The following is a 21,035-nucleotide window of genomic DNA, read 5'->3' on the forward strand; positions in this document are numbered from 1 at the left end:
GGCCATGATGAACCTGAACCCTGCCGGCTTAGCCGCCTTCGATCCGAGTTCCAGCGACCACGCCCCCGTCGCTCTCCCCACCGATAACTGTCCCCGCATCCTGCTCGTCGACGACGAGCCGCGCTTGCTGTCGTCGCTGTACGAACTGCTGCGCGACCGCGACTATCACCTGGTGACGGCGACCTGCGGCAGCGAGGCGCTGGCCCAGCTGACCAAGCTGAAATTCGATCTGATCCTGCTCGACCTGCGCCTGCCCGACATGAGCGGCCACGAGATCATGGACTTCATCAACGCCAAGGAAATCGACGGCGACGTGATCGTGATGAGCGGCGACGTCGGCATCGAGGCGGCGATCGGTGCCCTGAAGCGCGGCGCCTACGACTACCTGCGCAAGCCTTACAGCCGCGAAGAGCTGCTCAAGACGGTGGAGAACGCGCTGCAGAAGCGCCGCCTGGCCATCGACAACGAGCGCATCGCCTCCAAGCTGGAAAACTCCGAGAAGATGTACCGCTACCTGGTGGACAGCTCGCCGGACATCATCTATACGCTGAACCACGAAGGCAAATTCACCTTCGTGAACGACCGCGTGCAGCAGCTGCTGGGCTTTACCCGCGAAGAACTGATCGGCCGCCACTACTCGGTGCTGGTGCACGACGAGGACCAGGAGCGCGCGCGCTACGCCTTCAACGAGCGCCGCGTCGACGAACGCGCCTCGCGCAACGTCGAGCTGCGCCTGAAGTGCAATACCGGCGGCGGCATCGAGCGCACCTTCAACAACACGCTGATGACGATTTCGCTCAACGCGATCGGCATGCACATCCCGGACCACGAGGTGAAGAAGCACGAGTTCTTCGGCACCTACGGCGTGGCGCGCGACATCACCGACCGCAAGCGCGCCGAGGAAGTGATCTCCTACCAGGCCTACCACGACATCCTGACCGACCTGCCGAACCGCATGCTGTTCAAGGACCGCCTGGGCCTGGCCGTGATCCAGGCCAAGCGTAAGCTGACCGAGCTGGCCGTGATGTTCGTCGACCTGGACCGCTTCAAGCTGGTCAACGATACGCTGGGCCACGTCAAGGGCGACGAGCTGCTGCAGCAGGTGGCGACGCGCCTGAAGGATTGCCTGCGCCGCGGCGATACGCTGGCGCGCCAGGGCGGCGACGAGTTCACCATCGTGCTGCCGGAGCTGCGCGACCGCCAGGACGCCAAGGCCATCGCCGACAAGTTCCTCGAAAGCCTGCACAAACCGTTCGACCTCGATGGCCATGAGGTGCATATCTCGGCCTCGATTGGTATCGCTATCTATCCGGGCGACGGCGAGACCATCGACGAGCTGCTGCGCCATGCCGACATCGCCATGTACCAGGTCAAGGCGCTGGGCAAGAACGGCCACAGCTTCTATCACAACTCGATGCTGGACGTGTCGCACCAGAAGATCGCGCTGGAGCAGAGCCTGCGCAAGGCGCTGGAGCTGAACGAGCTGGAGATGTACTACCAGCCGCAGGTCGACGTGGCTTCCGGCCGTATCATCGGCGCCGAAGGCCTGATGCGCTGGAACCATCCGCAGCGCGGGCTGCTGTCGGCCGGCGAGTTCCTGCCGTTCGCCGAAGAGAATGGCCTGATGCTGCCGATCTCCGACTGGATGCTGGGCGCGCTGTGCCGCGACCTGCTGCAGTGGAACGCCGCCGGCGGTGATGCGATCCGTCTGTCGCTGAACCTGTCGCCGCAATACCTGGACCGCGGCGACTTCTTCGAGAAGATGCGCGGCGCGCTGACGCGCTACGGCATTTCGCCGGCGCAGATCGAAGTCGAGATCACCGAGAACATCTGCATCCGCAATCCGCAGTACGCGATCGAGCAGCTGAACAAGCTTTGCCAGCTGGGCGTGTCGGTGGCGATCGACGATTTCGGCACCGGCTATTCGTCGCTGTCGTACCTGCACCGCTTCCCGATCCACACCATCAAGATCGACCAGTCCTTCGTCAAGGAGATCCATGACGAGAACGGCCACTACCCGGTGATTTTGGCGATTATCTCGATCGCCCGCGGCCTCGGCCTGCACCTGGTGGCGGAAGGCGTGGAGACCGACGTGCAGGCGCGCTACCTGCAGGCCAACGGCTGCACCACGATGCAGGGCTACCTGTACCATCGCCCGATTTCGCTGTCCAGTTTCATCGACGTGCTGCAGGACCAGAACCGCCAGCTGGCGCCATCCAGCGTCCACCTGCACGCAGTGCCGGCCATCGATCCCCAACCAGCGATGATCGCGATTCAAGCCTGACCCGAGAATGACGAAATACAGTCCCAACGAAGCCGACGCGAACAACGGCAGCACCTATACAGCCGAGTTCTTGCGCGTCAAGGGACTGGCCGAGCGCGGCGTCGCCAATGCCCAGCACAGCCTGGGCTTCATGTACTTCAACGGCCAGGGCGTGGCGCAGAGCTACGAGCTGGCCGTGGTCTGGTATCGCCAGGCCGCGCAGTCCGGCCTCGAACACGCGCAGTACAACCTGGGCGTGATGTACCAGAAGGGCCAGGGCGTCGAGCAGAATTACCAGGAGGCCGCCGCGTGGTACCAGCTGGCCGCCGAACAGGGCTACGCCGCCGCGCAGTACAACCTGGGCTGGCTGTACGCCAAGGGCCAGGGCATCGACGCCGATACGCAGAAAGCCATGCACTGGTTCAGCAAGGCCGCCGACCAGGGCGACGCCGGCGCGCAAAACAATCTCGGCATGATGTACGACACCGGCAAGGGCGTGCCACAGGACTTCAAGCAGGCCATCGCCTGGTACCGCAAGGCGGCCGAGCAGGGCTACCCGCGCGCGCAGTTCAACCTCGGCCTGCGCTACGACAACGGCCAGGGCGTGCCGCAGGACGTGGGCCAGGCGATGTCGTGGTACCGCAAGGCGGCCGACCAGGGCTATGCGCCGGCGCAGTTCAACCTGGCGCTGCGCTTCGACAAGGGCGACGGCATCACGCAGGACAGCCAGAAGGCCATCCTCTGGTACCGCCGCGCGGCCGAGCAGGATCACGCCAGCTCGCAGTTCAACCTGGGCCTGATCTACGACAACGGCCAGGGCGTGCCGCGCGACGAGCAGAAGGCGCTGGACTGGTACCGCAAGGCGGCCGAGCAGGGCCACGCGGCGGCGCAGAACAATCTCGGCCTGCGCTACGATCACGGCCAGGGCGTCGAGCAGGATTACGAGCAGGCGCAGTTCTGGTATCGCAAGGCGGCGGAGCAGGGCTTCCCCGGCGCGCAATACCATCTGGGCTTGCTGTACGACGCCGGCCACGGCGTGGTGACCGATCATCAGGAAGCGATCTTCTGGTACCGCAAGGCTGCCGACCAGGGACATCTGCGCGCGCAGTTCGACCTCGGCCTGCGCTATGAAACGGGAGGCGGCGTGCCGCAGGACTATCGCAAGGCGATGGCCTGGTACCGCCGCGCCGCCGAGCAGGATTATGCGGCGGCCCAGTACAGCCTTGGCCTGCTGTTCGATAACGACGAAGGACCGCAGCCCGATTGCGCGCAGGCCAACGCCTGGTACGCCAAGGCGGCGGAGCAGGGCCACACCCAGGCGCAGTTCGCGCTGGGGCTGCGCTACGATAATGGCCAGGGCCTGCCGCAGGATTACGCCAAGGCGCACCACTGGTACCTGCAGGCCGCAGGGCAGGGCCACGCGCGCGCGCAGTTCAACCTCGGGCTGATGTTCCTGTTCGGCCAGGGCGTGCGCGCCGATGTCGGCCAGGCCTGGATGTGGCTGGCGATGGCGGAGCGCAGCGGTTTCGCCGCCGCCGGGCGCTATCTGAAAAACGCCGCTGCGCGCATGGACAGCACCCAGCTGGCGCTGGTGCGCGAGCGCATGGAAACGCTGCCGGGCTAAAGCCGCCGCAACTCAAGTTCAATCCCGCCCTGCCGTAAATGAATGATCAACCGCATTCCGTGGTTGCGACACCGGCAGCGGCATGCAGATCAACACCAACCTGTCCTCCTTGAACGCCCAGCGCAGCCTCGCGCGCTCGGGTGAGGATCAGGCCGTGCATCTGCAACGGCTGTCCAGCGGGAAGCGCATCAACTCCGCGCGCGACGATGCGGCGGGGCTGTCCGTCAGCGCGCGCATGACGTCCGGTATCAATGGCATGCGGCGGGCGAATCAAAATATCAATGATGGCATCTCGCTATTGCAGGTGGCCGATGGCGCGGCCGGCCAGCTGCACGCCAACTTCCAGCGCATGCGCGAGCTGGCGGTGCAGGCGGCCAACGATACCAACAGCCAGATCGACCGCGCGGCCATCCAGCGCGAAGCCGATGCGCTGGCGGCGTCGAACGTCGACATCGTTGACGGCGCGCGCTTCAATGACCAGAAGCTGCTGGACGGATCCTTCTCGCGGCAGTTGCAGGTCGGCGCCGATGCAGGTCAGACGATGCCGCTGGATATCCCGCAGGCGCTGATACAGAAGGGTTATTCGCTGGGCCTGGTCAACGTCGCGCCGCAGCAGTCCACTGCGGTCGGTACGGCGGTGCTGGGTGCGATCAGGTACGGCGATGTGGTGATTAACAACGCGGTGGTGGGCGCCTCGACGGCGGGGGGGCAAGCGGGGCAGGGGGCCGGCAGCGCCTATGCGGTGGCGGCGGCGATCAATTTCGCCAATGTGCGCAACGTTTCCGCCAGCGCGGCCAATACGCTGGACGGCACGGCCGGGGTGGCGGTGGCGTTGCCTGCCGCCGCCTTCTCCGTCAATGGCGTCGACGTCGGCGCGATCTCCGGGCTGACCGCCGTCGCGCGCGCCGCCAGCGCCGCCGGCGCGATCAGCGCGACAGCGGCAACCAGCGGCGTCAGCGCCAGCGCCAGCGGCGACGTGCTGACACTGAGTTCGGCCGATGGGCGCGATATCATCCTCAGCCAGTCGCAGGCCGGCGCGGTGGAATCGCTGGGCCTGACGGTGGGGACGCACACGGGCACGGTGACGGTGACCGAGGCGCCGCGGCCGGGCTCGCACGTCATGCGCATCGGCGGCGCCAATCCGTCGACGGCAGGGCTGAGCGCCGGCAAGCAGGCGTCGGTGATCATGGGGCCACCTGATATGCAGCTGCAAACAATCTACACGCCGGGCGAGCCGGCGCTGGACTTGTCGACCTTCAGCGGCGCCAGCGATGCGCTGGACTACCTCGACGCCAAGATCGGCGAAGTGAGCACCCTCCGCGCGCTGCTGGGCGCGACCAGCAACCGCTTGACGGCCGCCGCCGGCAATGCCGAAAACACGGCCAGCAATCTGTCGGCGGCGCGCTCGCGCATCCTCGACACCGACTACGCCGCCGAGACCGTGCAGCTGACGCGCAGCCAGATCTTGCAGCAGGCCGGCATGTCCATGATCGCCCAGGCCAATGCGCTGCCGGGACAGGCCTTGCTGCTGCTGCGCTAATCCCGTCCCGGCGCGGAGAGGTGGCCGACCTGGTAGACCTGCTCCGGCGAGTCCGCCGGCGGCGCATCGCGCCACAGGCACAGGCGCACGATGCTCCATGTCACCGGCTCGAAGCCGATCACCACCGCCAGCGCGCCGCGTTCCAGCGCCTGCCGCGCGTACTCCCGCTCCCGCTCGCGCAACTCCGCCAATGCGCTGTAGGGCGCGATGCTGTCCATGCCGCGGGTGGCGTAGCGCGCCTGCCGTAGCTTGTCGCCGACGCTGGCGTGCCATGGCGTCCAGGTGCGCACCGACGGCCAGCCGAAGGCTTGCGTGACGCTGGCGAACCCCGGGCCGTTGAGGAAGCCGTGCATCGCTTCCTCGTCCTGCCACAGGTAGAACGGCGCGTAGGTATTCTCCGCCGCCGCACCGCGTTCCGCGTGCAGGTAGGCCTTGAACACCAGGCCCGGCAAGTGATCCAGCAGCGGCCCTTTGGCGGCGATGCGTTCGCGGACGATGGCCATGTCGTAGTCGGCCGGCAGCACAAAGCTGTATTGCATCGCGATCATGACGTCATCGCTTTCAGCAGGGAGGGCACCGGCTTGCCGCCGCTCATGGACCATTCGTCGCCCAGCGCGGTGTTGATGACCACCATCAGGTCTTCCGGGCGCAGGCCCGGCGCCACGCCCAGGCGCTCCGCCAGGCGCTGGTAGAACGCCTGCTTGACCGCCGTGCTGCGCGGCTTGCCGGTGGTGATGGCGATCAGGACGAAATCGTCGGAGCGCGGCCCGCTCGAACCCGGGGCGAGCTCGTAGGAGCGGTCGAAGATCAGCTCATGCGGCTCGTGCTGGTGGATGACCTGGAAGCGGTCCGTCTCCGGCACATTGAAGGTTTCCACCATCGCGTAGTGCAGGCTGTCCGCCAACGCGCGCAGGTAGTCGGGCGATTTCCCTTTCAGGAGAGAGATACGGCTGTATGGCATGACGGGCCTCCTTTTTTCAATTGACACGCACAAGATACAGGCCTATTTTTATCCTGAAAATCAGGAATATTTTGATAAACAGTTCGATAAATCAGGATGGTTATGCGACGTATCACCTTTGACCTGGATGTGCTGCGCACCTTTGTCACCGGCGTCGACATGGGCAGCTTCGCCAAGGCGGCGGACCGGCTCGGGCGTTCGACCTCGGCCGTCAGCGCGCAATTGAAAAAACTGGAGGACCAGCTGGGCATGCCGGTGCTGCGCAAGGAAGGGCGCGGCATGGTGACGACATCGGCGGGGGAGGCGCTGCTGGGCTACGCGCGCCGCCTGCTGGAGCTGAACGACGAGGCGGCGACGGCGGTGCGCGGCGCCGAGCTGGCGGGCAGCGTGCGGCTGGGGATGCAGGAGGATTTCGGCGAGCATATCCTGACCGACGTGCTGGGCCGCTTCGCCCGCGTGCATCCGAAGCTGCGCATCGAAGCGCAGGTGGCGCGCAATGCCGAGTTGATGGCGCAGCTGGCCGGCGGCCGCCTGGACCTGGCGCTGGCCTGGGAGTATGTCGGCACCGCGCCGCCGACCCCGTACGGGCAGGAGGTGGCGCGGCTGCCGCTGCGCTGGATCTGCGCGGCGGAAGGCGTACCGCCGCCGCTGGCAGGCGGCGCCGCCGAACCGCTGCCGCTGGTGCTGATGGAGGCGCCGTGCATGATGCGGTCGGCGGCCATCGGTGCGCTGGACCGCGCCGGCATCGCCTGGCGCATCGCCTTCAGCAGCCCGAGCCTGGGCGGCGTATGGGCGGCGGTGGCGGCGGGGCTGGGCGTGACGGTGCGGACTTCGCTGGCGTTGCAGCCGTCGCTGCGGGTGCTGGAGGCGCCCGGCCTGCCACCGCTGCCGGAGATCGGCCTGCGCCTGCATCGCGGCGCGGAGGAACTGGACCCGCCCGCGCAGCGCCTGCACGACATCGTGCTGGAGGCGCTGGCGCCGTTGCTGGACTGAGACCTTGCTGCTTGACCTTAAGGTTTGACCTTGACCCCGGCCAGCTGGGCCACGCCGGCCAGCGTGGTCTGGGCCGCGTTGAGGCCCAGCAGGAAGTCCTTGTCCGAATAGTTCGCGTAGTTGTCGGTCGGCTGGTGCCAGTTCGGATTCCAGCCAGCGCCGATCTGCTGCCCGCGCTCGTTCTCGCGCAGCGAAATCGACGGCACCAGGTCCATGAACGGCGTCGAGTCGGTATTGGTCATGTGGAAGCCTACGGCGGCCGGGTAGTTGGTCGCGTACTTGTCGTTGGCGGCGCGGAAGGCCCAGGCCAGCTTGGCCGAACCTTCGGCCTGCTTCGAGGTCGACTGGTATTCGATATTGACATCCGCTTCAAGGCGCTGCTCCGGCGGCGCCACGAACACCGGCTGGCCCTTGTCGTCGACCACCGGCTTGCCGTAGCCGTCGACCTTTTGGAACGGCATGCCGTGGTCGAACATCATCATGTCGTGCTGGATCATGCCCAGCCACTTCGGCTCCGGATACCTGCCCGAGCCCTTGGGCGATTCGATGCCTTGCAAATCCTTGCGCTGGTTGGCGTAGGCGGCCGCGCCATTCAGGCCGGTCTCCTCGTTGTTCCACAGGATGAAGCGGATCGAGCGTCCCGTCTCCACGCCCGGCATGCTGAAGATGCGCGCCAGTTCCATCACCAGCGCGGTGCCCGAACCGTCGTCGTTGGCGGCTTCGCCGAAACCGATGCCGTCCATGTGGGCGCTGACGATGTACATTTCCTCGGGATGTGTGGCGCCGACCTTGGTGCAGTAGACGTTCTCGCGCAGCGAGGTGCCGACCGGCGTCTGCTCGGCGTTCAGCGCGCGCAGTCTCTCGTCCGGCTGCCGCATCGGATCGGTGTTGACGCCGGTCGGGATGCGGTTGCCGAACAGCGTGCTGCCGCCCTGGCCTGGAGGGCCGCCGGCGCCGCCGCTTGGAATGCCGGGCGCGCGCTTGGGCGCCGGTTCGCCGGGTGCCGGCTGGGTGTACTGGTACTGCAGGCGTTCGGTGTTGGTGCAGCCGTAGGATTTTAGCTGCGTCTCGATCCAGTCGAGCGCCTGGCGGTTGCGCGCCGTTCCTTGGCGGCGGTCGCCGAAGCGGGTCAGGCTCTTGATGGTGGCCTTGTACTTTTCCAAATCGAGATGGCCGACCAGCGTGGAGATGGGATCGGCGGCGGCCGGTGCTTGGGCATGGACGGCGGGCGCCGCGAACGCAAGCGCGACGCTCAACGCTACAACTGGTTTCATGGGACATCCTTCAAGGTAAAAGAGGCCCGGCCATTCTGCATCAGATGCAGGGGTTTGGGAAGTTCTTAGCGCTTCGGCGGCTGAAACTGTCCGCGCGCCAGGCTGTCCGCGCTGTTGCCCGCCTGGTCTTGCCGGCGCGGGTCGGCGCCTTGCTGCACCAGCGCCTGCAGGATTTCGGTGCGCTGGAACAGCGCCGCGTACATGGCGGCGGTCTGGCCGGCGTTGTTGGGTTTATCCGGCTGGCAGCCGGCCGCCATCAAGCGGCGCGCGATGCGCAACTCGCCCTTGAAGATGGCGCCCATCAGGGCGGTGTTGCCGCGCTGGTCTTCCGCGCAGGCGTTGGCGCCGGACGCCAGCAGCAGTTCCACCGCGTCGGACTGGCCGTGATAGGCGGCCAGGATCAGCGCCGTGTAACCCTTGGCGTCGCGGGTGTTGAGATCGTAGCCGATGCCGATGAACTCCTTCAGCATGGCGGTATCGCCGCGGCGCGCGGCACCGAAGTAGTAATCCTGCAGTTGCTGCCGCAGTTGTGGCGTCGGCTCGGCGGCGGGGGCCGCACCCACCGGCGGTGCGCCCAGCAGTGCCAGCACCAGCATCAGTGTGGCGATGACGGTATAGCGTTGCATGTCGTTCTCCTTGGAGGCAGGCGGCCGCGCATGGCGGCCGCCACAGGGCCTACTCGCTGAGCGAAGCGGCCAGTTTGCTCACGGCGTCGACGTTGCCGCCCACGGCCAGGGTGATGGCCTTGCCGTAGGCCGCGTCGGCCTTGTAGAAGTGCGACAGCATGGCGTCGCGGATGACCGGGTTCTTCACCTGGCCAAGGTCGCCGGCCAGGTTCGTCACCAGGTTCTTTTGCTGCTGCGGATCGAGGCTGCGGTAAAACTCGCCGGCCTGGCGGAAGTTCAGCGTCTTGGCGATGCGCTGCTGCTGCGTGGTGCCGGATAGCGGCGACTGGCTGGACTTGTTGGCTGGCGCCTCGCTCAGCATGGCGCTGCGGCTGGGCTCATAGTTGACGGTGCCGGTGCGCTGGCCGGCGTTCAGCGCGCCGTCCTGGTTGTGGTTGGCCGCGGCAGTGCGCGGACGGTTGATCGGCAACTGCAGCGCGTTGGCACCGACCCGGTACATCTGCGTGTCGGCATAGGAGAACATACGGCCTTGCAGCAAGCGGTCTTCCGAGGCCTCGATGCCCGGCACCAGGTTGGACGGGGCGAACGCGCTTTGCTCGGTCTCCTGGAAGATGTTGGCCGGATTGCGGTTCAGCGTCATGGTGCCGATCCTGGTTTCCGGGACACCGGTCCAGACCTTGGTCGGATCGAGCGCGTCGAAATCGAAGCTGGCCAACTGCTCGGGCTTGAGCACCTGCACATACAAATCCCAGCGCGGATAATCCTTGCGGCTGATGGCCGCGATCAGGTCGGCCGACAAATGGTTGAAGTCCTTGCCCTGGACGGCGGTGGCTTCGGCGCCGGTTAGGTTGTGCTCACCCTGCAGCGACTTCCAGTGGAACTTGACGTAGTTGACCTGGCCGCTCGCGTTGACGAACTTGTAGGCGTGGACGCCATTGCCGTCCATCGTGCGGTAGCTCTTGGGCGTGCCCAGGTCGGAGTAGACGCGGGTCAGCATGTGGGTCGATTCCGGCACCAGCGAGAAGAAATCGAAGTAGCGGTTCGGGTCCTGGATATTGCTGTCCGGCGCCGGCTTGAGCGAGTGCACCATGTCCGGGAACTTGATGGCGTCGCGGATGAAGAAGATCGGCAGGTTATTCCCGACCAGGTCCCAGTTGCCTTCGCTGGTGTAGAACTTGGTGGCGAAGCCGCGCGGGTCGCGCAGGGTTTCCGGTGAGTGGTTGCCGTGGATGACGGTGGAGAAACGCACGAACACCGGCGTCTCCGCTCCCTTGGTGAAGACCTGGGCGCGGGTCAGGGCAGAGATGTCGGCGCTGGCGACGAACACGCCGTGGGCGCCGGTGCCGCGCGCATGCACCACGCGCTCGGGCACGCGCTCGCGGTCGAAGCGCTGCAGCTTTTGCAGCAGCTGCACATCCTGCAGCAGAGTAGGGCCGGCCGGGCCGGCGGTCTGGGAGTTCTGGTTGTCGCCGACGGGCGCGCCGTTGTCGCGGGTCAGCGTGGTGGCGGCTTGCGTAGACAGCGGCAGCAGGGCGCAAAGCGCGACGGCGGCGCAGGCCGATGCCGCACGGTGGGGGAACAGTGTCATTTTTGTCTCCTTCGTTGTAGGAAAACTCAGTCTACTGAAGGAGGGTTTATTTAAGAAGTTGATTAATTAAATGAAATCGATAGCATTTACACTATTTGCATATCGAAAGTAGCGGGCAAAAACCCTTTGGGAAGCCGGGGCGGTGAGCTTATAATGCGTGCGATTGTGCGGCTGTAGCTCAATGGATAGAGTATTGGCCTCCGAAGCCAAGGGTTGTGGGTTCGATCCCCGCCAGCCGCACCACCCCCCCTCAAAAAAACTACCCCAAGCCTCAGGCACGCCGGGCCAGCGGCGCATCGGCGCGCGCGAGCGGTATCGCCTTGCCTGGCTTCGTCGGCACCAGGCTGGCGTGGGCCTTGCCCTGCGCGCCGGCCTGCGGCGGCAGCTTGAATACGGCCAGCGCCTTGGCCATCGCCTGCGCCTGCACATCCAGTACCCCGGTGGCTGCCGACGCCTCCTCGACCATCTGCGCGTTCTGGCGGGTCACCTCATCCAGTTGCATGATGGCGTCCTTGACCTGTTTGACGCCGCTGCTCTGCTCGCGCGTCGAACCGCTGATTTCACCCATGATGGAGGCGACGCGGCCGATGGCCTCGATCACCGCATCCATATCCTGCCCGGCCGTGCCGGCCATGCCGGCGCCGACCTCGATCTTGCCGGCCGAGGTGTCGATCAAGGCCTTGATCTCCTTGGCGGCGGCCGCGCTGCGCTGGGCCAGGTTGCGTACTTCGCTGGCGACGACGGCGAAGCCGCGGCCTTGTTCGCCGGCGCGGGCCGCTTCGACGGCGGCGTTCAGCGCCAGGATATTGGTCTGGAAGGCGATGCCTTCAATCAGGCTGATGATGTCGACGATCTGGCGCGAGGAATTGCTGATGTCGTTCATGGCCGTCACCACTTGCGCCACCGCCACGCCGGTGCGTTCGGCCAGCGCGGTCGCCTCGCTCGCCACGCCGCTGGCGGTGTTGACGTTGTCGGCGGTCTGGCTGACCGTATCGGTGATCTGGCCCATGTTGGCCGAGGTCTGTTCCAGGTTGGCCGCCTGCGCCTCGGTGCGTGCAGACAGATCGACATTGGCGGTGCGCACCAGCGTGGTGGTGCTGCGGGTCAGCGTGAAGTTGCTGCGGATGTCGACCAGGATGGACGCCAGGTTCAGGTTCAACTGGCGCACGAAGGCTTGCAGCTGGCCCAGCTCGTCGTGGCGGTCAACCGCCATGCGGGTGGTCAGGTCGCCGCCGGCCAGGATGCGGGCGGCATTGATGCTGGCCTGGATAGGCGCGACCACGGCCCGGTGCAGATTGCGCCAGCCGTACAGGGCCAGCGCCGCCATCAGCAGCGCCTGCACATGCAGGGCGCTGTCGGAATAGGGCAGCACGGCATGGGCCGCCATGGACAGCGCCAGCGCCGCCATGCTGCCGAAGCACAGGGCCAGCCGCTGCGCCAGCGTGATGTCGCGCAAGGCGTTGGCCAATCTGCGCCAGCCGCGCGCGGCGGCGGCGCCGCGCAGGATGCGGATGCCTTCCGGGTTGCTGCCCTTGACGGTGCGGTAGAGCTGCTCGGCTTCCTGGATCTGTTCGCGCTTGGGCTTGGTGCACACCGACATGAAGCCGGTCGTCCTGCCCTTTTCGATCACCGGCGTGACGTTCGCAATGCACCAGAAGAAACCGCCATCCTTGCGGCTGTACTTGACCAGGCCGCGCCATGGCTCGCCCGACAGCACCGTGCGCCACATGTCGGCATCCACCTCGGGCGGCATGTCGGCGTGGTACAGCGCATTTTGCTTGCGTCCGCTCAGTTCCTGGTCCGCGAAACCGCTGGCCTCGATGAAGGTGGCGTTGGCGTAGGTCAGATGACCCTGGAGGTCACTTGTGGTGACGATGGGCTTGCCGTCTTCAAGGACGGTTTCGCTACTGGTCGCATGGGTGGTGCGCATGGATGGTCCTGTGCATGGGATTGACGAATGTGGTCTGCATACTAACAGAGTTAAGTGTCAAGTAATTTCCCAATAGTATGATTTTTGCACGGGCGCAACACTGTTTGTTACAACCGGGACTTACTGCTAGTGGTCGTCGGGATCGGTCCACAATTCCATGTACTGTTCCGACCGGTTCAGCAAGTCCTGGTCCATGTTTGCCAGGCGGTCCACGGGAGGATGGATCGGGTGCGGGTTGAAGGCGCTGTAGCCCAGGCCCATGCGTCCGTCCGGGATCGCATAGCCGGTGAATTCCAGGATCGTCGGCATCAGGTCGAAGTGCAGCAGTTGTTTGCGGTTCGGTGCCGGCGCGTCTTTCGAGATGAAGCTGTTGAAGATGGTCCGTTCGGAGAGCTGCGACAGCTGTGGCGTCAGCGGGTTCTTGCGTGACAGGTGGTCGCCGAGGATGACGATGTTGGTGTTTTCCAGATAGCCGTTGTCCTTGGCATAGCGCACGAACTCGGCCACCTCTTGCGCGGTGCAGGACACCACGCCGTCAAACCCGGAAAACCCTTTCTTCGCACAGCTGTCCGACAGGTGGCCTTCCGGTTCGTGCGTGTCGACGGTGAGCAGCGTCAGGTTGAATTTCTGGCCCGAGCCCGACAGCTCGCGCAGCTTGGTTTTCGCGCGCGCAAACAGGTCGACGTCGTACAAACCCCAGCCGTTCATGTCGCTGGCCGCCACGCCGCTCTTGAGCCACTCGTCGCGGCCGTAGACTTCATGATAGTGATGCTGGTTGAGGAACTTGTCCTTGCCGGCGAAATTGGTCGAGGCACCGCCCATGAAAACGTTGCGATAGCCGCGCTGCTCCAGCAAGTCGGTCAGGCAGACCGCGTTCTTGAGGAAGGAGCTGAGCGCCTGGCCCTGCGTGTTGCCGTCGAAGATGGTCACCCGTTCCAGCGGCACGCCGCACTGCGTCGCCACGATGGCGGCGATGGTCCAGCCGGTGCCCGGCGCTTGCTGATAGTCGGCGAAACTGATCCCGTTCAGCGCGGTCAGCGGCGCCAGTAGATCGCGCTTGAAGGCGGACTTGGCGGAATAGCCCTGCTCCAGGCTTTCGACATAGATCAGCACCAGGTTCTTCGGCTTTTGCGCCGCCACGGCGACCGACGCCGGCTGAACGTAATTGGCGCCGAAATAATCCGGGCCGAAGTCGGAGGACAGGTATTTGAAGGCGGAGACGTCGCAGACCCAGAACGTCGTCGCGCCAAGCACCAGCAGCTGCGGGAACCAGCGATGGATGCGGTAGCACAGCACGCGGCAACACTGCGGCGCCCGGGCGATGGCCTGCCGCACCTTGGGCTCAACGTAGAACAGCAGCGCCAGGAAGACCAGCGGCGCCATCACGCACCAACGGACGAAGCGCCACGTGACCGCAGGGTCCACGGTGTCCATCAGCTCGATGCCAAAATTGACATGGTAGGCAATCTGGTTCAGGTCGGGCTGGCCGAACGAACGGTGCAGCCAGTAGCTGAAGCAAAGGGGAAAAAGCGCCAGCAAGTACAGGCTGCTGCGTATCAGACGGGGACCGGTCATTTTTTGGGACAAGTAGGTGGATCAAGTACCTATCTTCCCAATTGCAATTGTCTGCAACATTGCCGGCGGCCACCGTTTTGTATCGAAGTGTTGTGTCGCGCTTACATGGATTTACGTCCGGGGATGTGGACTGCATCGGTTTGCGCGAAATCGTCCATGAGAACCACTCCAGCGCCGGCATTTGTCAACGACGTGCAAAGCCGCGTAGAATGCGTGGCACGCGGGTGTAGCTCAATGGTAGAGCAGAAGCTTCCCAAGCTTACGACGAGGGTTCGATTCCCTTCACCCGCTCCAGCAAACATCACCCCTTGCCAGGCGTCGACTTGATCAGGTTGTCGCGCAGTCGGGCTACGGCTTTCTGCACAATAGGGAACTCTTCGGCGGTCAGCCCGGTCGCGGCGCGCAGGTTCTTGTTGAACGCGCTTTCGCGCAGGGCGCGGCCTTCCGGCGTCAGGCCGACCCGCACCTGGCGCTCGTCGGCGGCGTCGCGCGCGCGGTTGACGTAGCCCATCGCTTCCAGTTTCTTCAGGATCGGCGTCAGCGTGTTCGATTCCAGGAACAACTTCTCACCCAGGCCGCTGACGGTCTGGTCATCCTCTTCCCATAGCGCGATGATGGTGATGTACTGCGTGTACGTCAGGCCCAGCTCATCCAGGATGGGCTTGTAGGCCTTGCCGAAGGCCAGATTGGCCGAGTAGACCGCAAAACACAGGAAATCCGCCAGTTGCGGTACGTTAGTTTTGGTTGTCATATGGCACCTCACGTTGTCGATGCATGGATTATACATCGGATACGATTTAATCGAGAAAGCTTGACACATAAAAAAATTCAGGTAATATACATCGCATCCGCTGTAATCGGATGCGCTAAATAATCCAACCAAACAGGAGCACCACCATGAGCAAAGTTCTGTACACCGGCAAAACCCATACCACCGGCGGCCGCGAAGGCCAGTCCCGCAGCGACGACGGCCGTCTGGACATCCAGCTGTCCTCGCCCGGCACCAGCGGCAAGGGCACCAATCCCGAGCAGCTGTTCGCGGCAGGCTGGTCGGCCTGCTTCATCGGCGCGATGGGCCTGGCGGCCGGCGCCATGAAGATCGCGCTGCCGAAGGACCTGGCGGTCGATGCGGAAGTGGACCTGGTGAACGGCGACGGCGCATACTTCCTGCAAGCGCGCCTCAATGTCAGCCTGCCGGGCCTGGACCGCGAGACGGCGCGGGCGATCGTGGATGCCGCGCACCAGACTTGCCCATACTCCAAGCTCACGCGCGGCAATATCGACGTTGAGATCAACCTGGTCTGAGAAGAGGAGCGCGCCATGTCCACCGATTTGCTGAAAGGTTCCTGCCACTGCGGCGCCGTGAAATTTGAAGTGCGCACCGCGCTGACGCCGGCCGCGCGCTGCAACTGCAGCCTGTGCCGCCGCAAGGGCGCGCTGATGTCGCCGGCTTTCGCGGCGGCCGAACTGAAAATCGTGCAGGGCGAGGACGCGCTGACGCTGTACCAGTTCAACACCCGCGTGGCGAAGCATTACTTCTGCAAGCACTGCGGCATCTATCCGTTCCATCAAACGCGCAAGGATCCGCTGCTGTGGCGCGTGAACATCGGCTGCCTGGAAGGCGTCGATCCCTATTCATTGGACGCCGGCGTCAATGACGGCGCCAGCCTTTCCACCATCCTGGAGGACGCATGAACATCACCCGACGCAATCTTCTGGCCGGCGCTTTCGCCGCAGCCGGCCTGGCCGCCACCGAACTGCCTTTCATGAAGCTGGCGCAAGCCGCCAACGTGCCACAGGCGCTGGCGCCGATCAAGCAGATCCGCGCCGGTGAGCTGGATGTGGGCTACTACGAGGCCGGCCCGACCGACGGCAAGCCGGTGCTGTTGCTGCATGGCTGGCCTTATGACATCCACAGCTTCGCAGACGTCGCGCCGCTGCTGGCGGTGAAAGGCTACCGCGTGATCGTGCCGCACCTGCGCGGCCATGGCACCACGCGCTTCCTGTCGGATGCCACTTTCCGCAACGGCCAACAGGCGGCGGTGGCGCTGGACATCATCGCGCTGATGGACGCGCTGAAAATCGACAAGGCGATTTTGGCAGGCTACGACTGGGGCGCGCGCACCGCCAACATCATCGCGGCTCTGTGGCCTGAGCGCTGCAAGGCCATGGTGTCGGTGAACGGCTATCTGATCAACAACCGCGAGCGCAACAAGCTTCCGCTGTCGCCGAAAGCGGAGCATGGCTGGTGGTATCAGTTCTACTTCGCCACCGAGCGTGGCCAGGCGGGCTACCAGGCCAATCGCCGCGAATTCGGCAACCTGATATGGAAGGCCAATTCGCCAGTGTGGAACTTCGACCAGGCCACCTTCGACCGCAGCGCGGCTTCGTGGGACAACCCGGACTACATCGCCATCGTGATCCACAATTACCGCTGGCGCCTGAGCATCGCCGAGGGCGATCCGAAGTACGACGCGCTGGAGAAGAAGCTGGCCGCCGGCCCGGTGATCGGCGTACCGACGATCACGCTGGACGGCGACAGCGATGGCGTGGCGCCTGCGACAGACGGCAAGGCTTATGCCGCCAAATTCTCCGGCAAGCGCACGCACCGCGTGATCAAGGGCGTGGGCCACAACCTGCCGCAGGAAGCGCCGCAGGAATTTGCCCAGGCCGTGATCGATGTCGACCGCCTTTAATGCACGAACAGCGCGATCAGGATGACGATGGGTAGCGGGATGCCGAGTAACAGCAGTAGGATAGAGCGCATCTTGTTCTCCTTGGTTTAACGGGCAGGGCGCAGCACGACACGCGCGTCATCGCGCTGACGGCCGCCGATGGTGGCGCTCAGCGCGGCGATGAAGGCGCCCAGCAGCAGCGCCACGAACATCCACAGCGCCGAATGCGCAGCGGTCTTGCGCGCTTCATCGGCGAGCGCCGTGGCCTTGGCTTTCGCTTCGTTGGCCGCTTGCATGGCCTGGGCGTAGATCAGGTCCACACGCTGCTGCGCGTCGGCCGGCGCCAGGCCGCTGCGCTGTGCGACCAGCTGGGCCAGGTAGATGCGGTCATCCGCGCTGATTTTTCCCACTGCCAGATTGGCGAGCAGGATGCGGTTGATCTCATTGCGCTGCGCGTCCGTGGCGCTGTCGCCGCTCGACGAGCGCAGGACCATGTCGGCATAGTAGGTATTGGCGCGGCCGCCGGCGGCTGCGATTGCCGGTACGCCTGCCGTCAGCGCGGAAGACGCGGCCGCGCCGGTGTCGATCGCGCCGCTCAGTGCTGCGCGCGCGCCGCCGGCCAGCACGGCCACCGTGATCAGCGTCGCGACCGACCATGCCAGCAGACCGTGCGCGGTGTCGCGGAAGTGCACTTCGTCGCCATGCACGGCGGCCCATTTCACGCGCAGGCGGCCGGCCATGTAGCCGCCGATGCCGGATGCGGCCAGCTGCATGAAGGCGATCCATACTATGCTGGCGGTGCCCAACGGCGTGGCGTTGTACTGGTAGGGCGAGACGGACGACAGCCCGAGACCCATGCCGAGTATCAGCAGGATGAAGGACAGCGCGGCGGCCGCTGCGGCGCCGGCAAAGATGGCGCCCCATGACACGCCGGAAGTGTAGCCGTCGCCGGTTTCGCCGCCGACGGCGATGGCGCCGGGTATAACTGGTTGAGCTTGCATGATTTCTCCTTGAGGTTCTTTTGACGACCAAGCAGGATCGATCATGCGCCGGCCGGCGCGCCGGGTATGTTCGCGTTCGTACGGATAGCGCGTTCTGGATGCGGGTAAAGCACTTGCCGTATACTTGCTGGCTGCGACATATCTGATCCAACCCGGAAAAATCCTCATGAATTCAGTCGGCCCGAAACAGCGCTTGTCCACTCGTCTTGCCTTCCTGGCCGCAGGCCTGGCCATGTCGGCCTGGGCGCCGCTGGTGCCGTTCGCCAAATCGCGGCTGGCGCTGGGCGAGGCGGAGTTGGGGCTGCTGTTGCTGTGCCTTGGTGCGGGCTCGCTGATGGCGATGCCGGCGACCGGCCTGCTGGCGTCGCGCTTCGGTTGCCGACTGGTGGTGCTGGTCTCCGGCGCGCTCACTTGCCTGATCCTGCCCGGCCTGGCGTTCGCGCCCACGCCGGCGCTACTGGGATTGACGCTGTTCTGCTTCGGCGCCGCATTGGGCACGCTGGATGTGGCGATGAATGTGCAGGCGGTGATCGTCGAACGCGAGAGCGGCGGTTCGCTGATGTCGGGCTTCCATGGCTTGTTCAGCGTCGGCGGCTTTATCGGCGCGGGCCTGATGGCGCTGATGCTGTGGGCCGGCATGAGCCCCGTCTCTTCCAGCGCGGCGATCTCGGTACTGGTGGCCTTGTCGCTGGCGGTTTGCTCGCCGCACCTGCTGCACGAACCGGATGCCTCCGAGCGCGATGCGCCGCTGTTCGTGGTGCCGCACGGCGCGGTGATCTTTATCGGCGTGCTGTGCTTCCTGTGCTTCCTGGCCGAAGGCGCGATCCTCGACTGGAGCGCCTTGCTGTTGACGGCGGAGCAGGGCATGGACGCCAGCCGCGCCGGTCTCGGTTACGCGGCGTTTGCGATTGCGATGACGGTGGGCCGCCTGACCGGCGACCGGGTGGTGCGCCAGCTGGGCGGCAAGCGCGTGATGCTGCTGGGCGGCTTGTGCGGCGCCTGCGGCTTCTTCGCGGCGGTGCTGGCGCCGTCGGTGCCGCTGGCGCTGGTGGGCTTTGTGCTGATTGGCCTGGGCGCGTCGAACATCGTGCCTATCCTATTCACCGCCGCCGGCAACCAGAGCACGATGCCGGCCAGCCTGGCCATCGGCGCCATCACCACGCTGGGCTACGCCGGCATCCTGGCCGGACCGGCGGCGATCGGTTTCGTCGCCCACGCGGTCAGCCTGAACATGGCCTTTGCCGGATTGGGCTGTGCCATGCTGGTGATCGCCGCCAGCGCCCGGCTGGGCGCGGCGACCAGAAAAGCCTAGGCGCTCTTGCGCTCGCCGCGTTGAAGGAAGTGCTCGACCATCGCGCGGTGCGTCGGCAGATCCGCCAGCGCGCGCTGCGACATCTGCTCGATCATCTGGAACTCCTTGCGCGCTTCCTCGAAGCGCGGCAGCGTGCGGCCGTTGGCGTACTGGCTGGTCGGATACTCCATCCCGTACAGCACATACTGCCAGCTTGACGGCGGATACATCTCGTAGTCGACCACGAAGTCCATGCGGTGCGGCGCGCGCGTGCGCCACATGGCCAGCTTGTGCTGCAGCGATTCCGGGATGCTGGCCGGGCTGGTGTTATCGATCCAGAACTGGTTGTCCTTGCGCTGTGTGAGACAGTAGTGCAGCTTGACGAAATCGACGATGCGCTCGTAGCGCGCCTTCATCATCTCGTTGAACACCTTGGCCACCGGCGCCATGTCGCCGTCGTGCGGGAACAGGTAGCTGACCAGGTAGGCCGCCGTTTCAATCAGCCCGATGCCGGACGATTCCAGCGGCTCCAGGAAGCCGCCCGACAATCCCACCGCCACGCAGTTCTTCACCCAGTGCAGTTCGCGGTAGCCGACATTGAGCTTGAGCTGACGCGGATTGAGATCATCGCCGGCCGGGCCGATGTACTTGCGCAGCACTTCTTCGGCGCGGGTGTCGTCGGTATGACGGCTGGAGTAGACGTAGCCGATGCCGCGCCGTTGGTGCAGGCCGATATCCCAGGTCCATCCCGCTTCGTGCGCGGAGGCGATCGTATAGGATGGGATGGGCGCGTCCGCGCGGTCGTACGGCACCTGCATCGCGAGCGCGCGGTCGACGAACAGCACGTCGTTGATATTGCGGAAGGGTGTGCCCAGCGCATCGCCGATCAGCGCGGCGCGGAAGCCGGTGCAGTCGACATACAGGTCGGCAGTCAAGACGCCGGCTTCCTTGGTGTGCACCGCGCCGATCGCCCCTTGCTCGTCCAGCTCCACCCGTTCCACCGTGGCCTGCACATGCTGGACCCCCAGGGATTGGGCGTGGGTGGAAAGCAGGGCGGCGAATTTGCCGGCGTCGAAATGGTAGGCGTAGTTCAGGGGGCCCATGAAGTCGGCGTCGCCCGGACGCTTGGGCGCGTGCGAGGCGTCGGCCACGCGCTTCTGCATGGTCGCGGCGGCGGCGAAGCCAGCGCCGGGCGCGGCCGCGCCTTGCAGCCAGTAGGGCAGCAGTTCGGGGCCGCCGGGACGCTGGCTTGGCAGGCTGAAGGGATGGAAGTAGTGGTCGTTGCCGGGCGCGCCCGGTTCGCGCACCCAGTCGTTGAAGCGGATGCCCTGCTTGAAGGTGGCGTTGCATTCGCGGATGAAGCGCGCCTCATCGATGCCGATGGCGGCCAGCGTGCCGCGGATCGACGGGAAGGTGCCTTCTCCGACACCGATGATGCCGATTTCCCAGGACTCGACCAGGGTGATGCGCACGCTGTCGGCGTCCGCGCCGGTGCCCATCGCGCGGGCCAAAAAGGCCGCTGTAAGCCAGCCGGCGGTACCGCCGCCGACGATCAGCACGTTCTTGACGCCAGATTTTGGTAACGTTTTCATTGCGTGTCCTGTCTCCGTGAAGTAGCATGCGCGCCTCTGTGGAATCCTACTCTGATACCAAGGATACAACGCCGCTACAATTTTTAAATTGACATCGGTGAT

The 21,035-nt window shown here is 65.2% G+C and carries 18 protein-coding genes and 2 tRNA genes; 10 read left to right on the forward strand and 10 right to left on the reverse strand.

Going from position 1 to position 21,035, the window contains the following annotated elements:
• The first annotated feature begins 4 nt into the window (after window positions 1-4).
• The 3 genes from ACEN9F_RS21625 to ACEN9F_RS21635 all read left to right on the forward strand — a co-directional run bounded on the left by ACEN9F_RS21625 (window position 5) and on the right by ACEN9F_RS21635 (window position 5,427).
• Window positions 5-2,284 carry a putative bifunctional diguanylate cyclase/phosphodiesterase gene (locus ACEN9F_RS21625; protein WP_413423194.1) on the forward strand — a complete coding sequence of 760 codons (2,280 nt, stop codon included), beginning with the start codon at window positions 5-7 and terminating at the stop codon, window positions 2,282-2,284.
• Between the two features lie 7 nt (window positions 2,285-2,291).
• Window positions 2,292-3,887, forward strand: coding sequence for an SEL1-like repeat protein (locus ACEN9F_RS21630; protein WP_413423196.1), 1,596 nt, complete (start codon window positions 2,292-2,294; stop codon window positions 3,885-3,887).
• Window positions 3,888-3,969: 82 nt separating this feature from the next.
• Window positions 3,970-5,427: a flagellin gene (locus ACEN9F_RS21635; protein WP_413423198.1), complete on the forward strand. Its 1,458-nt coding sequence runs from the start codon at window positions 3,970-3,972 to the stop codon at window positions 5,425-5,427.
• Here ACEN9F_RS21635 and ACEN9F_RS21640 read toward each other — a convergent pair.
• Together ACEN9F_RS21640 and ACEN9F_RS21645 are read right to left on the reverse strand one after the other, a co-directional pair.
• A complete protein-coding gene (locus tag ACEN9F_RS21640; RefSeq protein WP_413423200.1) occupies window positions 5,424-5,975 on the reverse strand; it encodes a DUF4865 family protein in 552 nt (183 codons plus the stop codon). The two genes, ACEN9F_RS21635 and ACEN9F_RS21640, sit on opposite strands and share 4 nt — an antisense overlap.
• Window positions 5,972-6,388 (reverse strand): tautomerase family protein, encoded by a 417-nt coding sequence (locus ACEN9F_RS21645; RefSeq protein WP_413423202.1) that lies wholly within the window; start codon window positions 6,386-6,388, stop codon window positions 5,972-5,974. The genes ACEN9F_RS21640 and ACEN9F_RS21645 overlap by 4 nt, the downstream gene beginning before the upstream one ends.
• Before the next feature lie 102 nt (window positions 6,389-6,490).
• On the opposite strand from ACEN9F_RS21645, the gene ACEN9F_RS21650 reads away from it, so the two are divergent.
• A complete protein-coding gene (locus ACEN9F_RS21650) occupies window positions 6,491-7,381 on the forward strand; it encodes a LysR substrate-binding domain-containing protein (protein WP_413423204.1) in 891 nt (296 codons plus the stop codon).
• Window positions 7,382-7,398: 17 nt separating this feature from the next.
• Here ACEN9F_RS21650 and ACEN9F_RS21655 read toward each other — a convergent pair whose 3' ends face one another.
• The 3 genes from ACEN9F_RS21655 to ACEN9F_RS21665 all read right to left on the reverse strand — a co-directional run bounded on the left by ACEN9F_RS21655 (window position 7,399) and on the right by ACEN9F_RS21665 (window position 10,869).
• The gene (locus ACEN9F_RS21655) at window positions 7,399-8,655 is read right to left on the reverse strand and encodes a M28 family peptidase (protein WP_413423206.1); all 1,257 of its coding nucleotides are present in this window, start codon (window positions 8,653-8,655) and stop codon (window positions 7,399-7,401) included.
• Window positions 8,656-8,720: 65 nt separating this feature from the next.
• A complete protein-coding gene (locus ACEN9F_RS21660; protein WP_413423208.1) occupies window positions 8,721-9,281 on the reverse strand; it encodes an ankyrin repeat domain-containing protein in 561 nt (186 codons plus the stop codon).
• Window positions 9,282-9,330: 49 nt separating this feature from the next.
• Window positions 9,331-10,869, reverse strand: a complete 1,539-nt coding sequence (locus ACEN9F_RS21665; RefSeq protein ID WP_413423210.1) for a catalase — start codon at window positions 10,867-10,869, stop codon at window positions 9,331-9,333.
• Between the two features lie 167 nt (window positions 10,870-11,036).
• Here ACEN9F_RS21665 and ACEN9F_RS21670 point away from each other — a divergent pair.
• A tRNA-Arg gene (locus ACEN9F_RS21670) sits at window positions 11,037-11,112 on the forward strand.
• Window positions 11,113-11,140: 28 nt separating this feature from the next.
• On the opposite strand, the gene ACEN9F_RS21675 is transcribed toward ACEN9F_RS21670, so the two are convergent.
• Together ACEN9F_RS21675 and ACEN9F_RS21680 are read right to left on the reverse strand one after the other, a co-directional pair.
• The gene (locus ACEN9F_RS21675) at window positions 11,141-12,799 is read right to left on the reverse strand and encodes a methyl-accepting chemotaxis protein (RefSeq protein ID WP_413423212.1); all 1,659 of its coding nucleotides are present in this window, start codon (window positions 12,797-12,799) and stop codon (window positions 11,141-11,143) included.
• A 126-nt stretch (window positions 12,800-12,925) separates the two neighbouring features.
• The gene (locus tag ACEN9F_RS21680; RefSeq protein WP_413423214.1) at window positions 12,926-14,374 is read right to left on the reverse strand and encodes a sulfatase-like hydrolase/transferase; all 1,449 of its coding nucleotides are present in this window, start codon (window positions 14,372-14,374) and stop codon (window positions 12,926-12,928) included.
• Window positions 14,375-14,594: 220 nt separating this feature from the next.
• Here ACEN9F_RS21680 and ACEN9F_RS21685 point away from each other — a divergent pair.
• Window positions 14,595-14,668: transfer RNA gene (locus ACEN9F_RS21685), tRNA-Gly, on the forward strand.
• Between the two features lie 7 nt (window positions 14,669-14,675).
• Here ACEN9F_RS21685 and ACEN9F_RS21690 read toward each other — a convergent pair.
• Entirely contained in the window at window positions 14,676-15,125 is a 450-nt protein-coding gene (locus tag ACEN9F_RS21690; RefSeq protein WP_413423216.1) for a MarR family winged helix-turn-helix transcriptional regulator, read from the reverse strand.
• 146 nt (window positions 15,126-15,271) lie between these two features.
• Between ACEN9F_RS21690 and ACEN9F_RS21695 the strand changes: the two genes are divergently transcribed.
• The 3 genes from ACEN9F_RS21695 to ACEN9F_RS21705 are packed head-to-tail and all read left to right on the forward strand — an operon-like array spanning window position 15,272 to window position 17,070.
• On the forward strand, window positions 15,272-15,679 hold the full coding sequence (locus ACEN9F_RS21695) for an organic hydroperoxide resistance protein (protein WP_413423218.1): 408 nt from the start codon (window positions 15,272-15,274) through the stop codon (window positions 15,677-15,679).
• Between the two features lie 15 nt (window positions 15,680-15,694).
• On the forward strand, window positions 15,695-16,069 hold the full coding sequence (locus tag ACEN9F_RS21700; RefSeq protein ID WP_413423220.1) for a GFA family protein: 375 nt from the start codon (window positions 15,695-15,697) through the stop codon (window positions 16,067-16,069).
• Entirely contained in the window at window positions 16,066-17,070 is a 1,005-nt protein-coding gene (locus ACEN9F_RS21705; RefSeq protein ID WP_413423222.1) for an alpha/beta fold hydrolase, read from the forward strand. The genes ACEN9F_RS21700 and ACEN9F_RS21705 overlap by 4 nt, the downstream gene beginning before the upstream one ends.
• An 86-nt stretch (window positions 17,071-17,156) precedes the next feature.
• Here ACEN9F_RS21705 and ACEN9F_RS21710 read toward each other — a convergent pair whose 3' ends face one another.
• Window positions 17,157-18,050, reverse strand: coding sequence for a hypothetical protein (locus ACEN9F_RS21710; RefSeq protein ID WP_413423224.1), 894 nt, complete (start codon window positions 18,048-18,050; stop codon window positions 17,157-17,159).
• Window positions 18,051-18,216: 166 nt separating this feature from the next.
• On the opposite strand from ACEN9F_RS21710, the gene ACEN9F_RS21715 reads away from it, so the two are divergent.
• Window positions 18,217-19,362 carry an MFS transporter gene (locus ACEN9F_RS21715; protein WP_413423226.1) on the forward strand — a complete coding sequence of 382 codons (1,146 nt, stop codon included), beginning with the start codon at window positions 18,217-18,219 and terminating at the stop codon, window positions 19,360-19,362.
• Here ACEN9F_RS21715 and ACEN9F_RS21720 read toward each other — a convergent pair.
• A complete protein-coding gene (locus ACEN9F_RS21720) occupies window positions 19,359-20,933 on the reverse strand; it encodes a tryptophan halogenase family protein (protein WP_413423228.1) in 1,575 nt (524 codons plus the stop codon). The two genes, ACEN9F_RS21715 and ACEN9F_RS21720, sit on opposite strands and share 4 nt — an antisense overlap.
• Window positions 20,934-21,035 lie beyond the last annotated feature (102 nt).

Source organism: Duganella sp. CT11-25 (assembly GCF_047302815.1).
Classification (GTDB): domain Bacteria; phylum Pseudomonadota; class Gammaproteobacteria; order Burkholderiales; family Burkholderiaceae_D; genus Rugamonas.

What these genes read in the sequence shown, in the direction of transcription:
- ACEN9F_RS21640 (WP_413423200.1), bottom strand. Translation starts at nt 5,975, where the DNA reads ATGATCGCGATGCAATACAGCTTTGTGCTGCCGGCCGACTACGACATG.
- ACEN9F_RS21705 (WP_413423222.1), top strand. Translation starts at nt 16,066, where the DNA reads ATGAACATCACCCGACGCAATCTTCTGGCCGGCGCTTTCGCCGCAGCC.
- ACEN9F_RS21710 (WP_413423224.1), bottom strand. Translation starts at nt 18,050, where the DNA reads ATGCAAGCTCAACCAGTTATACCCGGCGCCATCGCCGTCGGCGGCGAA.
- ACEN9F_RS21665 (WP_413423210.1), bottom strand. Translation starts at nt 10,869, where the DNA reads ATGACACTGTTCCCCCACCGTGCGGCATCGGCCTGCGCCGCCGTCGCG.
- ACEN9F_RS21625 (WP_413423194.1), top strand. Translation starts at nt 5, where the DNA reads ATGATGAACCTGAACCCTGCCGGCTTAGCCGCCTTCGATCCGAGTTCC.
- ACEN9F_RS21630 (WP_413423196.1), top strand. Translation starts at nt 2,292, where the DNA reads ATGACGAAATACAGTCCCAACGAAGCCGACGCGAACAACGGCAGCACC.
- ACEN9F_RS21655 (WP_413423206.1), bottom strand. Translation starts at nt 8,655, where the DNA reads ATGAAACCAGTTGTAGCGTTGAGCGTCGCGCTTGCGTTCGCGGCGCCC.
- ACEN9F_RS21650 (WP_413423204.1), top strand. Translation starts at nt 6,491, where the DNA reads ATGCGACGTATCACCTTTGACCTGGATGTGCTGCGCACCTTTGTCACC.
- ACEN9F_RS21660 (WP_413423208.1), bottom strand. Translation starts at nt 9,281, where the DNA reads ATGCAACGCTATACCGTCATCGCCACACTGATGCTGGTGCTGGCACTG.
- ACEN9F_RS21635 (WP_413423198.1), top strand. Translation starts at nt 3,970, where the DNA reads ATGCAGATCAACACCAACCTGTCCTCCTTGAACGCCCAGCGCAGCCTC.
- ACEN9F_RS21675 (WP_413423212.1), bottom strand. Translation starts at nt 12,799, where the DNA reads ATGCGCACCACCCATGCGACCAGTAGCGAAACCGTCCTTGAAGACGGC.
- ACEN9F_RS21645 (WP_413423202.1), bottom strand. Translation starts at nt 6,388, where the DNA reads ATGCCATACAGCCGTATCTCTCTCCTGAAAGGGAAATCGCCCGACTAC.
- ACEN9F_RS21690 (WP_413423216.1), bottom strand. Translation starts at nt 15,125, where the DNA reads ATGACAACCAAAACTAACGTACCGCAACTGGCGGATTTCCTGTGTTTT.
- ACEN9F_RS21680 (WP_413423214.1), bottom strand. Translation starts at nt 14,374, where the DNA reads ATGACCGGTCCCCGTCTGATACGCAGCAGCCTGTACTTGCTGGCGCTT.
- ACEN9F_RS21700 (WP_413423220.1), top strand. Translation starts at nt 15,695, where the DNA reads ATGTCCACCGATTTGCTGAAAGGTTCCTGCCACTGCGGCGCCGTGAAA.
- ACEN9F_RS21695 (WP_413423218.1), top strand. Translation starts at nt 15,272, where the DNA reads ATGAGCAAAGTTCTGTACACCGGCAAAACCCATACCACCGGCGGCCGC.
- ACEN9F_RS21715 (WP_413423226.1), top strand. Translation starts at nt 18,217, where the DNA reads ATGAATTCAGTCGGCCCGAAACAGCGCTTGTCCACTCGTCTTGCCTTC.
- ACEN9F_RS21720 (WP_413423228.1), bottom strand. Translation starts at nt 20,933, where the DNA reads ATGAAAACGTTACCAAAATCTGGCGTCAAGAACGTGCTGATCGTCGGC.